Annotated in this window: 10 protein-coding genes and 1 riboswitch; of the genes, 6 read left to right on the forward strand and 4 right to left on the reverse strand. The window is 59.5% G+C overall.

All coding sequences use genetic code 11. From position 1 onward, the window contains the following. Nucleotides 1-294 precede the first annotated feature (294 nt). On the reverse strand, nucleotides 295-1,572 hold the full coding sequence (locus AACW87_RS20515; protein ID WP_103471759.1) for a cation:proton antiporter: 1,278 nt from the start codon (nucleotides 1,570-1,572) through the stop codon (nucleotides 295-297). A 203-nt stretch (nucleotides 1,573-1,775) separates the two neighbouring features. On the opposite strand from AACW87_RS20515, the gene metH reads away from it, so the two are divergent. From metH to brnQ, 3 genes are all read left to right on the forward strand, one after another. Then, nucleotides 1,776-5,471 (forward strand): methionine synthase, encoded by a 3,696-nt coding sequence (metH, locus tag AACW87_RS20520; RefSeq protein ID WP_241325997.1) that lies wholly within the window; start codon nucleotides 1,776-1,778, stop codon nucleotides 5,469-5,471. A gap of 238 nt (nucleotides 5,472-5,709) precedes the next feature. After that, the gene (gene rimK / locus AACW87_RS20525; RefSeq protein WP_043134929.1) at nucleotides 5,710-6,606 is read left to right on the forward strand and encodes a 30S ribosomal protein S6--L-glutamate ligase; all 897 of its coding nucleotides are present in this window, start codon (nucleotides 5,710-5,712) and stop codon (nucleotides 6,604-6,606) included. A 512-nt stretch (nucleotides 6,607-7,118) separates the two neighbouring features. Continuing rightward, the gene (brnQ, locus tag AACW87_RS20530) at nucleotides 7,119-8,453 is read left to right on the forward strand and encodes a branched-chain amino acid transport system II carrier protein (protein ID WP_098980951.1); all 1,335 of its coding nucleotides are present in this window, start codon (nucleotides 7,119-7,121) and stop codon (nucleotides 8,451-8,453) included. 74 nt (nucleotides 8,454-8,527) lie between these two features. On the opposite strand, the gene AACW87_RS20535 is transcribed toward brnQ, so the two are convergent. Both AACW87_RS20535 and AACW87_RS20540 read right to left on the reverse strand, forming a co-directional pair. Beyond that, the gene (locus AACW87_RS20535; protein ID WP_241325998.1) at nucleotides 8,528-9,787 is read right to left on the reverse strand and encodes a sensor histidine kinase; all 1,260 of its coding nucleotides are present in this window, start codon (nucleotides 9,785-9,787) and stop codon (nucleotides 8,528-8,530) included. 41 nt (nucleotides 9,788-9,828) lie between these two features. Then, entirely contained in the window at nucleotides 9,829-10,497 is a 669-nt protein-coding gene (locus AACW87_RS20540) for a response regulator transcription factor (RefSeq protein ID WP_241325999.1), read from the reverse strand. A 90-nt stretch (nucleotides 10,498-10,587) separates the two neighbouring features. On the opposite strand from AACW87_RS20540, the gene AACW87_RS20545 reads away from it, so the two are divergent. Next, nucleotides 10,588-11,004, forward strand: a complete 417-nt coding sequence (locus AACW87_RS20545) for a hypothetical protein (RefSeq protein WP_103471753.1) — start codon at nucleotides 10,588-10,590, stop codon at nucleotides 11,002-11,004. An 86-nt stretch (nucleotides 11,005-11,090) separates the two neighbouring features. Next, nucleotides 11,091-11,564 carry a hypothetical protein gene (locus tag AACW87_RS20550; RefSeq protein ID WP_241326000.1) on the forward strand — a complete coding sequence of 158 codons (474 nt, stop codon included), beginning with the start codon at nucleotides 11,091-11,093 and terminating at the stop codon, nucleotides 11,562-11,564. A 35-nt stretch (nucleotides 11,565-11,599) separates the two neighbouring features. Here AACW87_RS20550 and AACW87_RS20555 read toward each other — a convergent pair whose 3' ends face one another. Next, entirely contained in the window at nucleotides 11,600-13,129 is a 1,530-nt protein-coding gene (locus tag AACW87_RS20555; RefSeq protein WP_241326001.1) for an aryl-sulfate sulfotransferase, read from the reverse strand. 652 nt (nucleotides 13,130-13,781) lie between these two features. Here AACW87_RS20555 and aerA point away from each other — a divergent pair. Then, nucleotides 13,782-15,263 carry a beta-barrel pore-forming toxin aerolysin gene (gene aerA, locus AACW87_RS20560; RefSeq protein ID WP_241326002.1) on the forward strand — a complete coding sequence of 494 codons (1,482 nt, stop codon included), beginning with the start codon at nucleotides 13,782-13,784 and terminating at the stop codon, nucleotides 15,261-15,263. A 105-nt stretch (nucleotides 15,264-15,368) separates the two neighbouring features. Then, a riboswitch (TPP riboswitch) is annotated at nucleotides 15,369-15,482 on the forward strand. Nucleotides 15,483-15,633: the final 151 nt, after the last annotated feature.

Genomic DNA, 15,633 nt, shown 5'->3' on the forward strand with positions numbered 1-15,633 from the left:
GGGTCTGCGCCGTGAGAGCCGGGCAACGCAGGCAGACAGCCTGACGGTTCTCGAGGCGAGTAAATCAGAGGAAGGTTATGTAGGTACTGGCAGGATTCATCTAACGTTGAAGCATTGCGAACATAAACAGGGCTGATTAACTAGCCGGCGCGCATTCTCTCCTCGATATGAATAAAAAGCAAACAATTATTTGGTGATTTTGTCTCAAATCCGTTTTTTTCAGTATCGCCAGCCACAAAAAGGGCTCCCGTCGGGAGCCCTTTTGCATGATGCCAACCGGGGTCAGCGGGTGACTCAGTAGTCGCCGGTGGCCTTCTTGGCGGCGGTGATCATGGGGGTGATGGTCATGCCCTGCACCACGATGGAGAACATCACCACCGAGTAGGTCATCACCAGGATCACTTCCCGCAGATCGACGCCGTGTTCCGGCAGCATCATGACGCCGGAGGGCAACGCCAGCGCCATGGCCATGGCCAGACCGCCGCGCAGACCGCCCCAGGTGAGGATCCGCACCGAGAACTTGTTGTAGCTGCGATAGCGGCGGAAGGCCATGTAGGGCAGCGACACGCTGATGAAGCGGGCGGCCAGACAGAGGGGAACCGCGATGACCAGCAGGATCCAGTCTTGCCAGGCGAGCTCCAGCAACACCAGCGCCAGACCGATCAGCAGGAACAGCAGGGCGTTGAGGAACTGATCCATCAACTCCCAGAAGTGATCCAGGTGGTGCTTGCTCTGCTCGGAGAAGCCGGACTGGCGGGTCCAGTTGCCGATCATGATGCCGGTGACCACCATGGCCAGGGCGCCGGAGACGCCGATCATGTTGGCGAAGGCGAAGCCGGCAGTGGGGATGCAGAGGGTCAGCAGCAGCTCCAGGGAGCCGTCGTCGGTGGCGCTGATCATCACGTGGGCGATGAGGCCCAGCACGGCGCCGAACAGGATGCCGCCGAGGGCCTCATGCAGGAACAGGCCGGCCACGCTGCCGAAGGTGGGTTCAACTCCGCCAAAGGCGACGGCAAACACGGTGGCGAAGATCACCAGACCGACACCATCGTTGAACAGGGATTCCCCTTCGATCTGGATGGCGATCTGGGGTGGCGCCTTCATCTTCTTGACGATGGCCAGCACGGCTATGGGGTCGGTGGGGGAGATCAGGGCCCCGAACAACATGCAGTAGACCAGCGGCAGCTCCCAGCCCAGCAGCTTGGCGATGAACCAGAAGCCGTAGCCGATGAGGAAGGTGGATAGCAGGGTCGCCACTATGGAGAGAATGGTGATCTCCCACTTCTGGCTACGCAATGCCTTCAGGTTGATGCCGAGACCACCGGCGAACAGCAGGAAGCCCAGGATCCCCTTCAGCAGGAAGTTCTGGAAGTCTATGCTCTCCATGGTTTTGACGGCCAGGGGTTCGAGATTGAACCAGCCCAGCTTACCGAACAGCACCAGCAGCGCGGAGATCAGCATGGATCCGGCTGTGATGGCGATGGTGGTCTGGATCTTCACAACATACTGATTGGCAAAGGCGATGAAGATCGCCAAGGCTGCCAGGAAGCAGAGTGTGTAGTAGACGCTCATAGTTATTTTTCTCTTTAGTAAACAGCAAGCACGTATCCCTATTGAGGACGGGCATAGGGTACTCTGGGGTCACATGTTACTCATTACCTATTTGTGAGTATATAGGTCGCAATTACGGACAGATAGACGGCTAGATTTCCATTTGATTTGTTTGCTGCTAGGATGAAGTTCACGCAGTTGCATGGATGTAAGAGGAACGAGCGGTGTCGAGCATAGAGTCGAATAAAAAGTCGGACATAAAGAAGAAGCTGGAATCCTGTCTCAAGGAACGGATCCTGATCATCGACGGTGCCATGGGCACCATGATCCAGGGCTACAAGCTGGGTGAGGCGGACTATCGGGGCGAGCGCTTTGCCGACTGGCACACCGACATCAAGGGCAACAACGATCTGCTGGTGCTGACCCGGCCCGCCGTCATTCGCGAGATCCACGATCAGTACTGCGCCGCCGGCGCCGACATTCTCGAGACCAACACCTTCAACGCCACCCGTATCGCCATGGCCGATTACGAGATGGAGGACTTCTCCGCCGAGATCAACCGCGAGGCCGCCCGTCTGGCCCGCGCCGTGGCGGACGAGTGGACGGCCAAGGACCCCACCAGGCCGCGCTTCGTGGCAGGGGTCCTGGGCCCCACCAACCGCACCTGCTCCATCTCGCCGGACGTGAACGATCCCGGCAAGCGCAACGTCACCTATGACCAGCTGGTGGCCGCCTACACCGAATCAACCCACGCCCTGATCGAAGGTGGCGCCGATCTCATACTGATCGAGACCATCTTCGATACCCTCAACGCCAAGGCCGCCGCCTTCGCGGTGGATCTGGTGTTCGAGGAGCTCGGTTATGCCCTGCCGGTGATGATCTCCGGCACCATCACGGATGCCTCCGGTCGTACCCTCTCCGGCCAGACCACGGAAGCCTTCTACCATTCGCTTCGCCACGTCAAGCCCATCTCCTTCGGCCTCAACTGCGCGCTCGGCCCGGACGAGCTGCGCCAGTACGTGGAAGAGCTGTCGCGCATCAGCGAAACCCATGTCAGTGCCCACCCCAACGCCGGTCTGCCCAATGCGTTTGGCGAGTACGATCTGGACGCGGGCGAGATGGCGGAGCACATCCGCGAGTGGGCCCAGAGCGGCTTCCTCAACCTAGTGGGGGGCTGCTGCGGCACCACCCCGACCCACATCCGCGCCATGAGCAACGCCGTGGCGGGCATCAAGCCGCGCGTCTTGCCCGAGCTGCCGGTGGCTTGCCGCCTGTCGGGCCTCGAGCCGCTGATCATCACGGCGGAATCCATGTTCGTGAACGTGGGGGAGCGCACCAACGTCACAGGTTCGGCCAAGTTCAAGCGGCTGATCAAGGAGGGGCTCTACGACGAGGCGCTGGACGTCGCCAAGCAACAGGTGGAGAGCGGCGCCCAGATCATCGACATCAACATGGACGAGGGCATGCTGGACGCCGAGGCGGCCATGGTGCGCTTCCTGAACCTGATCGCCGGCGAGCCGGACATTGCCCGGGTGCCCGTGATGATCGACTCCTCCAAGTGGGAAGTGCTGGAAGCGGGCCTCAAGTGCGTGCAGGGCAAGCCGGTGGTCAACTCCATCTCCATGAAGGAGGGGGAGGAGAAATTCATCGCCCAGGCCAAGCTGCTGCGTCGCTACGGCGCCGCCGTCATCGTCATGGCGTTCGATGAGGTGGGCCAGGCTGATACCCGCACCCGCAAGTTCGAGATCTGCCAGCGCGCCTACCGGATCCTGGTGGATCAGGTGGGCTTCCCGCCGGAAGACATCATCTTCGACCCGAACATCTTCGCGGTGGCGACCGGCATCGACGAGCACAACAACTACGCAGTGGACTTCATCGAGGCGGTGAAGGACATCAAGCAGCACCTGCCCCACGCCATGATCTCGGGCGGTGTCTCCAACGTCTCCTTCTCGTTTCGTGGCAACGAGCCGGTGCGTGAGGCGATCCACGCCGTCTTCCTCTATCACGCCATCCAGAACGGCATGGACATGGGGATAGTCAACGCCGGTCAGCTCGCCATCTATGAAGACATTCCGGCGGAGCTGAAGGCGAAGGTCGAGGCCGTGGTGCTGAACCTGAACAACAACGCCACCGAGGATCTGCTGGCCATCGCCGAGCGTTATCGCGGCGCCGGTGCCCAGGCGGAGGATCCGCGGGATCAGGAGTGGCGCAGCTGGCCGGTGGGCAAGCGGCTGGAGCACGCCCTGGTCAAGGGGCTCACCGACTTCATCGAGGAGGATACCGAGGAGGCGCGCGCCGGGGCCGAGAAGCCGCTGCACGTGATCGAAGGGCCCTTGATGGACGGCATGAATGTGGTCGGCGATCTGTTTGGCGCGGGCAAGATGTTCCTGCCCCAGGTGGTGAAGTCGGCACGGGTGATGAAGCGGGCTGTGGCTTATCTGCAACCCTACATCGAAGCCGAGAAACAGGGCGGTTACAGCAACGGCAAGATAGTGCTCGCCACCGTGAAGGGGGACGTGCACGACATCGGCAAGAACATCGTCGGCGTGGTGCTGCAGTGCAACAACTACGAGATAGTGGATCTCGGGGTCATGGTCTCCTGCGAGACCATCCTCAAGACGGCGAGGGAAGTGGGAGCGGACATCATAGGGCTGTCGGGCCTGATCACCCCGTCTCTCGACGAGATGGTGCACGTGGCGAAAGAGATGGAACGCCAGGGCTTCAAGCTGCCGCTGCTGATCGGCGGGGCTACCACCTCCAAGGCCCACACAGCGGTCAAGATAGAGCAGAACTACAGCGAACCCGTGGTCTATGTGTCGAACGCCTCCCGTGCCGTCGGGGTGGCCCAGAGCCTGCTCAACCCCGAGCTCAAGCCCGCCTTCGTCGCCCGCATCGACAAGGAGTACGAGATAGCGCGGGATCAGCACGCCCGCAAACAGCCCCGCTCCAAGCCGGTGTCCCTGGCCCACGCCCGCGCCAACCGCCATCAGCTGGACTGGGTTGGCTATGAGCCGCCCAAGCCCCGGGAGCCCGGTGTGCAGACGTTCGAAAACGTGTCCGTCTCGGTGCTGCGCCCCTACATCGACTGGACGCCCTTCTTCCTGAGCTGGGAGCTGGCGGGCAAATATCCGCGCATCCTGGAAGACGAAATTATCGGTGAGGAGGCGACCAAGCTGTTTGCCGATGCCAACGCCATGCTGGATAAACTCGAGCGAGATCAAAGCGTGCGCTGCGCCGGCATCATAGGCCTGTTCCCTGCCAACGGGGTGGGCGACAGCATAGAAGTCTATACCGACGAGTCGCGCACCGAAGTGCGCAAGGTGCTGCACCACCTGCGCCAGCAGAGCGAGAAGCAGGGCTTCCCGAACTACTGTCTGGCGGACTATGTGGCGCCGAAAGAGAGTGGCAAGCCGGACTGGATCGGCGCCTTCGCGGTGACCGGCGGCATAGGTGAGGAGGCCATAGCGCAGGCCTACAAGGCCGATCACGACGACTACAACGCCATCCTCATTCAGGCGGTGTGCGATCGTCTGGCGGAGGCCTTCGCCGAGTACCTGCACGAGCAGGTGCGCAAGGTGCACTGGGGCTATGCCCAGGATGAGGCGCTGTCCAATGAGGAGCTGATCCGCGAGAACTACCGCGGCATACGTCCGGCGCCGGGTTATCCGGCTTGCCCGGAGCACACCGAGAAGGGCAGCATCTGGGAGCTGCTGGGGGTCGAGCAGGCCATCGGCATGAAGCTGACGGAATCCTACGCCATGTGGCCGGGGGCGGCCGTGTCGGGCTGGTACTTCTCCCACCCCGACAGCAAATACTTCGCGGTGGCGCAGATCCAGCAGGATCAGGTGGAAGACTATGCCGTGCGCAAGGGCATGACGCTGGTGGAAGCCGAGCGCTGGCTGGGGCCAAACCTGAACTGAAGGGTGATCTCCCCGTGACACGGGTTGATCTTTGACGAGAAACGGCGGCATCCTTGGGCTGGTGGACAGACCAGCTTAGGGCCGCCGTTTGACATATCGGTGACAACGGGATTGCAGTGTGCAGTTCTGTGTGGTTTGTCTTGTTGTCAGGAGAAACAATTGGCGTTGTCTTGGCGCTGTGGCACCTTATACTCTCCCGCCCCATCCTGCCCAGGCACTGCCTTCTAGCGGAATTTTCATGAAGATCGCCATTTTATCCCGTGAGCCCAGAAACTATTCCACCCGCCGTCTGGTCGAGGTGGCACAGGCGCGCGGTCATCAGGTAGAGGTGCTCGACACCCTGCGCTGCTACATGAATATTGCCTCCCACAGCCCCTCCATTCACTATGAAGGACGCGAGCTGGAGAGTTACGACGCCGTGATCCCGCGCATCGGCGCCAGCATTACCTTTTACGGCACCGCAGTGCTGCGCCAGTTCGAGATGATGAACACCATGGCCCTCAACAGCTCGGTGGCCATCTCCCGCTCCCGTGACAAGCTGCGCGCCATGCAGTTGCTGTCGCGCCACGGCATAGGTTTGCCCATCACGGGTTATGCCCACAGCACCCACGATGTGCCGGATCTCATCACCATGGTGGGGGGCGCGCCTCTGGTGGTGAAGCTGCTGGAGGGGACCCAGGGGATAGGCGTTGTGCTGTGCGAGACCCAGAAGGCCGCCGAGAGCGTGATCGAGGCCTTTATCCAGACCAACAACAACATCCTGGTGCAGGAGTATATCCGGGAGGCCAACGGCGCCGACATTCGTTGTCTGGTGGTCAATGGCAAGGTGGTGGCGGCCATGCGTCGTCAGGCTCAGCCGGGGGAGTTTCGCTCCAACCTGCACCGAGGCGGCACCGCCGAGGCGATCAAGATAAGCCCGGAAGAGCGCGCGACTGCGGTGCAGGCCGCCAAGATAATGGGGCTGGATGTGGCCGGGGTGGATATTCTGCGCAGTGCCCGTGGCCCGTTGGTGCTGGAGGTAAACTCCTCCCCCGGCCTGCAGGGGGTGGAAGCGGCCTCCGGCAAGGATGTGGCGGGCAAGATCATCGAGTTCCTCGAACTCAAGGCGAGCCGCAAGAACAAGCCTGCCGAATGATCGCAGCAACCAGGATGGTTGGAACAGACGAGGCGCCTTCGGGCGCCTCGTCGTTTTTTGACTCGCCGCTCGGGTGAGGGGCCGGGCCGCCAGGGTGAGCTCGATCTGGCCGTCGGTGCAGCTCAACACCCTCTGATCAGATTGCCGAGGGGTTGAGCAAGAGGGGATGGAGAAGGTCATAGCGCTGCGTGAGAAGGAGGGTTCCAGGAGGCTCAGACCGGCGGAACGAGCGGCAAGGAAGGGTGGCAAATGGCGCTCACACTTGCGTTATCATCTGTTGCAAAATTGCACCACCTCACGATCAAACACCAATGCTTAATTATTTTCTGGATGAAGTGACTGGATTGCGGTGCCGCACTTGCCTCCAGGTGGCACAAACGCTCTACTTGGCGCCCTTCGCACGTCGCGGAACATAAAAATTTAATAAAACTATCTGCGGATTTCTTGCACGAATACGCCATTCGCGCCGACTTCCGTCATGATTTTACCTTGTCATAGGCAGACTACGCAGCATGAATAACCAAAAATTAACATCCAGAGACATAGTCGCTCTGGGCTTCATGACCTTCGCGCTCTTCGTCGGCGCAGGCAACATCATTTTTCCACCCATGGTCGGATTGCAGGCCGGTGAGCTGGTGTGGAGCGCCGCCGCCGGCTTCCTGCTGACGGCGGTCGGCCTGCCGGTACTCACAGTGGTGGCGCTGGCCAAGGTGGGGGGCGGTGTGGATGCCCTGAGTGCACCCATCGGCCGCAAGGCCGGGCTGCTGCTCGCCACCGTATGCTATCTGGCCGTGGGGCCGCTGTTTGCCACCCCGCGTACGGCGACTGTCTCCTACGAGGTGGGGCTGGCGCCCCTGTTTGGTGACGATGGCTCGGCCTTGCTGATCTATAGCCTGGTCTACTTCAGCCTGGTGATCGGCATCTCCCTCTATCCGGGCCGGCTGCTCGACACAGTGGGCCACGTGCTTGCTCCGATCAAGATCCTGGCGCTGGCGGCGCTGGGCCTCGCTGTCCTGTTGTGGCCTGCCGGTTCTGCCATCCCTGCCATCGAGAGCTACCAGCATCAGCCTTTCTCCAACGGCTTCGTCAATGGCTACCTCACCATGGACACGCTGGGGGCCATGGTGTTTGGAATCGTCATCGTCAACGCGGCCCGCTCGCGCGGGGTGAGCAGCGCCAAGTTGCTCACCCGTTACACCATACTGGCCGGCCTCATCGCCGGGATGGGCTTGACCCTGGTCTACCTCAGCCTGTTCCGCCTCGGCTCGGTGAGCGGTGAACTTGTGCCCCATGCCCAGAATGGCGCCGAGATCCTGCACGCCTACGTCCAGCACACCTTTGGCAGCATGGGCAGCGGCTTCCTGGCGCTGCTCATCTTCATCGCCTGTCTGGTGACGGCCGTCGGCCTGACCTGCGCCTGCGCCGAGTTCTTCGCCCAGTACCTGCCGCTCTCCTACCGCACCCTGGTGTTGCTGCTGGGGGGCTTCTCCATGCTGGTCTCGAACCTGGGGCTGAGCCACCTGATCCAGCTCTCGGTGCCGGTGCTGACCGCCATCTATCCCCCCTGCATAGTGCTGGTGGTGCTGAGCTTCACCCTGCGCTGGTGGGGCAACGGCACCCGGGTGGTGGGGCCTGTCATGCTGATCAGCCTGCTGTTCGGCCTGATCGACGGGCTCAAGGCCTCGGCCCTGGCCGACCTGCTGCCGGCCTGGAGTCTGGCCCTGCCCCTGAACGAGCAGGGGCTGGCCTGGCTGCCGCCCTCGCTGTGTGCCCTGCTGCTGGCGGCCCTCTGGGATCGCCTGCAGGGTCGCCCACAGGTGGCGCCTGTCAGTAAGGGCCTAGCCTGAATGCAAAACCGGCCTCTTGGCCGGTTTTGGTGGCGGAAACAATGAACAAGGCGCCCTCGGGCGCCTTGTTGTTTTCACTCCCTCATCGCCAGTCTGGCGCTGAATATGCCGTCCTCCAGCCGGGTCTCTATCTGCCAGCCCAGCTTCTCGCAGATGCGCTGGATGATGGTTAGGCCGCAGCCATAGCCCAGGATCTGATCCGGCGCCGCCGCCGTCGGGTTGCTGATGGTGAGCAGGGGCCCGCACAGCTCGATCTCTATGTGTCCCTCGGCATAGCTGAGGGCGTTCTTGAGCAGGTTGCCGAGCGCGATGGCGAGCAATGAGAGGGGGGCGTTCACCTCGCTCTCCTCGTCCAGATGCAGCCGGATGTCCAGCGTCTCCCGCTGCAACAGCGGGGCCAGGCGCGCCAGCTCCTGCTGGATCAGCGGCGCTACCCGTTGTGGGGGACGCTCCACCGCCTCCTTGCGGCCCAGCAGCAGGAAGGTTTCGGTGAGCAGCGCCATCTCGTCGGCGGCGGCGCGAATGCGCAGGGTGGCGCGGGCGGCCGGAGCCGGCAGGTCAGTCACCTTGCCAAGCAGGGCGGCGGACCCCTGGATCACCATGTTGGGGGTGCGCAGCTCGTGGCTGGCGAAGCGGCTGAACTCCTGTTCGCGAGCGAACACGGCGGCCACCTCGTGCTTGCCGGTCAGCAGCGCCAGCTCTATGTCCCGCAGCTCTTGCCAGGGGGCGTCGGGTACGAAATCCGCCTGATCCGGCGTGAGATGAGCCACCCGTTGACGCAATCGCTCAAGGGGGCGCGTGATGTGGCGCACCAGCCAGATGCCGAAGCCGATGCAGGCGAGCAGCAGGGCCAGCCCGATCAGCCGGGTTGCCAGATGCAGCTGGTCTTCATAGGGATCAAGGTAGTCGTCGGCGTCATCGTTGAATACCAGATAGAGCAGCCCCTCGCCGGACGGATGGGGCCGCACCAGGAAGTGCTTGTCTTCATCCCCCAGCACATGTTCGTAGAAGCCCGGGCTCTGATAGGGCTTGAGCCAGGCGGGCAGCCGGCCGGCCTGGGTCCAGTAGCTGGAGAACTGACGCGGGCTGGGGGCGGGGGCCGCCACGCCGAGCCGCAGCCAGTCGTCGTTGTAGCGGGTCACCTCTGCCTCCAGCCAGTGACGCAGGCTCAGCTCCTCCATCTTGTCTTCGGCCACCACCATCAGCAGGCTGATGATGATCAGCAGCAGCATGCCGGCCCCGCTCAGGGTCAGGATCAGGCGACGGCGCAGGCTGGGCAGGCTGTCCTGGGCATCTGGCCGTGTCTGGTCAAGACCCTCTGCAGGCAGGTCCATTGAGTCACCCGATGGGGATGGGTCATGGCCTCCGGGTTTGGTCATGGGGTCACCAGCCGATAGCCCTGGCCGTGCAGGGTTTCCAGCATGGGGGTGGCAAAGGGCTTGTCGAGGGCGTTGCGCAGGGCGTAGATGTGGCTGCGCAGGGCGTCGGAATCGGGCTCTTCATCGCCCCAGACGGTGTCGAGCACCTCCTGACGGCTCACCAGATGGGGGGCGCGCCGCACCAGCAGGGTGAGGATCTGGAACGGGATCTTGCCGAGCTTGAGCTCGACCCCGGCGCGGGTGGCGCGGCCACTGGCGGGATCCAGCGTCAGCTCGCCCACGCACAGCGCCCCCATGTCGCTGCGGGGGCCGCGCAGGGCCAGCGCCTGCAGCCGCACTTCCAGCTCCTCCATGGCGAAGGGCTTGACCAGATAGTCATCGCCACCGGCCCGAAAACCCGCCAGCTTGTCATCCAGGCTGTCGCGGGCGGTGAGAAACAGCACTGGAGTCGCGACCCCGTCGGCTCTCAGCCGCTCTACCGTGCTCAGACCGTCCAGGCGTGGCATCATGACGTCCATTATGATGACGTCGAAGCGCTGCTGCGCCAGCAGTTGCAGCGCTGCCTGACCGTGATAGGCACAGTCCATCCTGTGCCCGGCCAGCTCCAGGTAATCCATGATGGTTTCCGCTACCTGGGGATTGTCTTCCACCACCAGTATTTTCATGTTTTGATCTCCTGGTTTTGACCGGCATTTCACGCTCGTCTCACACCGGACAAGCCATCCTGTGTGGCAGTGTAACCCCGAGGATCCCCGATGAAGAAGTCTCTCTGCGCGCTCTTGCTGTTTATCTTGTTGCCACTTGGCACCGCGCAGTCGGCCGAGTTCAAGTTGACCGGCCGCACCACCTGGCAGCTGGGCCAGCTGATGGTCAACGGCATTCCCTTCGTGCTCGATGAAGGGACCCGCTTCAAGGACGGGCTGAGCGAGGACGATCTCGGTGGCACCTGGGTCGATCTGGAAGGGGTGATGGAGGGCGAACTGAGGGTGATCCGCGAAGTGGAGGCGCTGGAGGAGGACGATGAGATGGAGCTGGAAGGGCCGGTCGCAGAGGGGCGTATCTGGGGATATGTCACCTCGGATGACAGCTTGGCCCCCTTCGAAGGCCGCTGGCTGGAGCTGGAGTGCAAGTTTGACGGCATGCGGTTGAGCCGCTGCCGCGAGGACGACTGACATAAGCTTCATTTGTCTACCGGCAAAATGGCCTGCCCAGATCCATAGTTAAACCTCGACACGAGTTTGACCATGGGCTTATTGCTATGACGCGCACCTCCCTTCTGTTGCTGGCACTGCCGCTCTGCACCCTGGCCGCCGATGGCGAGCTCTGGCTGGTGGAACTGGAACACAACGACGGCATTCGCCTGCAATTTCAGGGCGCCGAACTGGAGCTTGGCAGTGCACGCCTGAGCGGGGTTAGCCACGCTGGCGAGCTCAGACCCGGCATGCGGCTCGCCATCCTCAGCCGTGACGGGGTCGCCGAGCATATTCGCCGCACAGATCTCGCGCCCGAGTCAGCGTTGGCTGTTCACTGGCGACGGGTACAGGCCCCCTTGCTCGCGGTGGCCGGTCACTCGCTGCAATTGCAGGGGTTGGGCACAATCACCTTCGATGCCGGCACCCGCTGGCTCAACGGCGGTCCCGCCGATCTGCAACCGGGTCGCCAACTGGTGCTGAGCCGCGATGAAACGGGCCGGGTAACCGAGATCCTGATCCCCAACCCCGAGGATGAATAAGGAGATAGCGCCACAGGGTGGCGCTATCTTGCCGCTTATTTGAAGTGAATGTTCTCGAGAGGTATCTGGATTGCGTTCCATGATGTAGCGCAGGGGGTCGGGCTTGGATAGGTAAACTCGAACAGTTTCTGTTTATCCTTATTGAGCCCCTGAATGATGACTCGGGTTCGGTTGTCGGCAGCGGCATAGTTGATCAGAAAGTCCCCCTGGCCAGACAGCTTGTCTTCGTAGATGCTGGAGCAGATATCGGAATAGATGCCGTCGTCAAAACTCCAGGCCACCTGAGCCGTCTTGTTCTGGCTGTCGATATCGAAAATGGCGGTCTGACTGGTGGCGAGATCTATGCCGGTCGGGGTGCCTGCAGGATTGTTGAAGCTTCTTCTCCCATTGTTGAACAGCATCAATTTTCCGCCTTTGGTGATGGACACTGCGTGTTGCCCTATGGGGGTTTGCCCTGATGAGAGTGACAAGGCCAGCTTTTGCAGGGAGGGGTAGGAGTACCAGTGTTTGGTTTCATCCCCCAGCAACCAGATGATTCTTCCTGTGTTGTAATCCAGCTTCACGACGAAATTTTCGCGGCTGGAGACTAATAAGGTGTCATCGGCAGGATCGTAAGCCGCTGCGTTCATGTGGAACCAATCCACGCCATCTCGGACAAAATTGCTGGGGTCATCCCCCTCCTGTAGCATATATTCAGAGAATATTTTACCCAGATCCCACTCTTTGATTATCTTGCCCTTGCTGTCTATTTCACTTAAAAATGACTCTATTTTCAATGCTCCGCCGGTAGTGCCATCCAGTTCAATCAACACACCGGTTTTTCCTTGGTCAATATTATGGTGAAAATAGGCATCACTGCCCATTACTGTTCCATCAACAGCAAATGAATCTGTTTTCCCATAGAGGGACAAGACATCTATAGTTTTGCTTTTTGTACTGCCAGCCAGGAAGTTATTTCCCATGAAAACAGATGAGCCTGAAGCCCTCTTTATATCAGCATCCCAACGGACCTCACCATCTACATCCATTATGATGGGCGATTTTTTTGACCCTTTTAGATAAAAATAACTGTAGCTAGGAGTCGAGCTCGGCTTGATGCTAATACCAACATTGTCATAAATACCTATGCTGTCTATATAGGCTGCCGTTGTGACTGTTTTCTTGAATGAGTAGGTGCTGTCATCGATAAACTGGATGCTAATCGTCAGTTCATTGAGGTAATCACTATAAAGACCAAAAATCGGAATTTGTATTCTATTATTTGCAGTGTCATATAGGTTGTTTTTTGATAGGTAATTCCAATCATATGTTGCGGAGACTGACTTTGCGTGATTACCCTCTTTCGTTTTGATATTAAAAGAGACGTTTTTTATTTTGTTTGTATCCAGCCCAGTCAGATCCAGGGCGGAGATAAATACGGAATCATGAATATCATCTTCCATGGCCTGTGTCGTTGGATCATAAACAAGTTGTTCCGCCAGTGTTTTACTGCTGCTACTACCATTACAACCATATAACCCGGAGCAGACGAGGCTTAGCAGAAATGCCTTCTTCATAGTCATCATAAACATCATCCTTGTGTTAATGAACTGCATCCATTGTAGTGAAAAATTCATGGTTGAGCTGAAAAGTGAGCTTTGCATGTTGGCGCCATCTTGTCGGAGAGCCGACCGTATAGCAACGTCAGGCTGAGACCGTTAATTCGGGGGCCGGGCAAGCTGACCAGGCTAACAGCAGCCTGCGGCAAGGCGCGTGGGCACAGAAGAGCTCGATGTTCTCTGTACCATCTTCACTCAGGAGAGCCTCGCCGATGAAGTGCTGGGTCATCCGTATTTTGATAACTTATCCAAGCTCCACCGATCTGCAACCGGGTCAGGTGACCGAGATCCCGCTCCCCAACCCCGAGGATGAACTGGAGTAAGGTTTACACCATCCAATTCCGTAATATCGATATTGCTAATTTAGAAATATCTTTTTTACGTATATTCTGAAAAATGATTAAGTAACGAATAAAATAATAGAGTGAGTGCTCTGATATTATATCAATCAATATTGAATGAAGTTCAATTTATGATTTTGTTAATATATTGTACATATTAAAATGTGGGCTGGATCGCATATTGAGATTAATATGACTGATATTGTCGTACTCACGTGCCACCCGCTGATATATAAGGTTGGTGAATGCATGTCAATGTTCAATATATTGGGGTTGCTATGCAAAAATTAAAACTAACTGGCTTGTCATTAATCATATCCGGCCTGCTGATGGCGCAGGCGCAAGCGGCTGAGCCCGTCTATCCAGACCAGCTTCGCTTGTTTTCATTGGGCCAAGGGGTCTGTGGCGACAAGTATCGCCCCGTCAATCGAGAAGAAGCCCAGAGCGTTAAAAGCAATATTGTCGGCATGATGGGACAATGGCAAATAAGCGGGCTGGCCAACGGCTGGGTCATTATGGGGCCGGGTTATAACGGTGAAATAAAACCAGGGACAGCGTCCAATACCTGGTGTTATCCGACAAATCCTGTTACCGGTGAAATACCGACACTGTCTGTCCTGGATATTCCAGATGGTGACGAAGTAGATGTGCAGTGGCGACTGGTACATGACAGTGCGAATTTCATCAAACCAACCAGCTATCTGGCCCATTACCTCGGTTATGCCTGGGTGGGCGGCAATCACAGCCAATATGTCGGCGAAGACATGGATGTGACCCGTGATGGCGACGGCTGGGTGATCCGTGGCAACAATGACGGCGGCTGTGACGGCTATCGCTGTGGTGACAAGACCGCCATCAAGGTCAGCAACTTCGCCTATAACCTGGATCCCGACAGCTTCAAGCATGGCGATGTCACCCAGTCCGACCGCCAGCTGGTCAAGACTGTGGTGGGCTGGGCAGTCAACGACAGCGACACCCCCCAATCAGGCTATGACGTCACCCTGCGCTACGACACAGCCACCAACTGGTCCAAGACCAACACCTATGGCCTGAGCGAGAAGGTGACCACCAAGAACAAGTTCAAGTGGCCACTGGTGGGGGAAACCGAACTCTCCATCGAGATTGCTGCCAACCAGTCCTGGGCGTCCCAGAACGGGGGCTCGACCACCACCTCCCTGTCTCAGTCCGTGCGACCGACTGTGCCGGCCCGCTCCAAGATCCCGGTGAAGATCGAGCTCTACAAGGCCGACATCTCCTACCCCTATGAGTTCAAGGCCGATGTCAGCTATGACCTGACCCTGAGCGGCTTCCTGCGCTGGGGCGGCAACGCCTGGTATACCCACCCGGACAACCGTCCGAACTGGAACCACACCTTCGTCATAGGTCCGTACAAGGACAAGGCGAGCAGCATTCGCTACCAGTGGGACAAGCGTTACATCCCGGGTGAAGTGAAGTGGTGGGACTGGAACTGGACCATACAGCAGAACGGTCTGTCTACCATGCAGAACAACCTGGCCAGAGTGCTGCGCCCGGTGCGGGCGGGGATCACCGGTGATTTCAGTGCCGAGAGCCAGTTTGCCGGCAACATAGAGATCGGTGCTCCCGTGCCGCTCGCGGCTGACAGCAAGGTGCGTCGTGCTCGCAGTGTGGACGGCGCTGGTCAGGGCCTGAGGCTGGAGATCCCGCTCGATGCGCAAGAGCTCTCCGGGCTTGGCTTCAACAACGTCAGCCTCAGCGTGACCCCTGCTGCCAATCAATAACGGCAGCGCGTTGTAGTGATGGAACCGGGCCTCTGGCCCGGTTTTTGTTTGCACTGGTCGGGCTTGTTAAAGGCTTGTGCTTTCCATTTCCCCACTTATACTGGCGCCATCTTGTCGGAGTGCCAACCGTCGAACGACGCGAGGCTGAGACCGTTAATTCGGGATCCGTGGAACCTGATCAGGCTAGCACCTGCGAAGGGAAACAAGGGTAACTTGCGGGTTGCCGCGCCGGGGGAGGGACAAGCCTCTCCCGCTCATCAAGAGGAGCCATTCCTCGATGAGTCAGGGCGCACAAGAGGGAGTCTGTCCAGTCCGGTCTGCCCAGGAGGGCGCCGTACGACCCACCTGACAAGGGGGGATCCGGACAGCA

Origin of the sequence: Aeromonas sp. MR7, from assembly GCF_963899385.1 — a bacterium.
Lineage (GTDB): Bacteria > Pseudomonadota > Gammaproteobacteria > Enterobacterales > Aeromonadaceae > Aeromonas > Aeromonas bestiarum.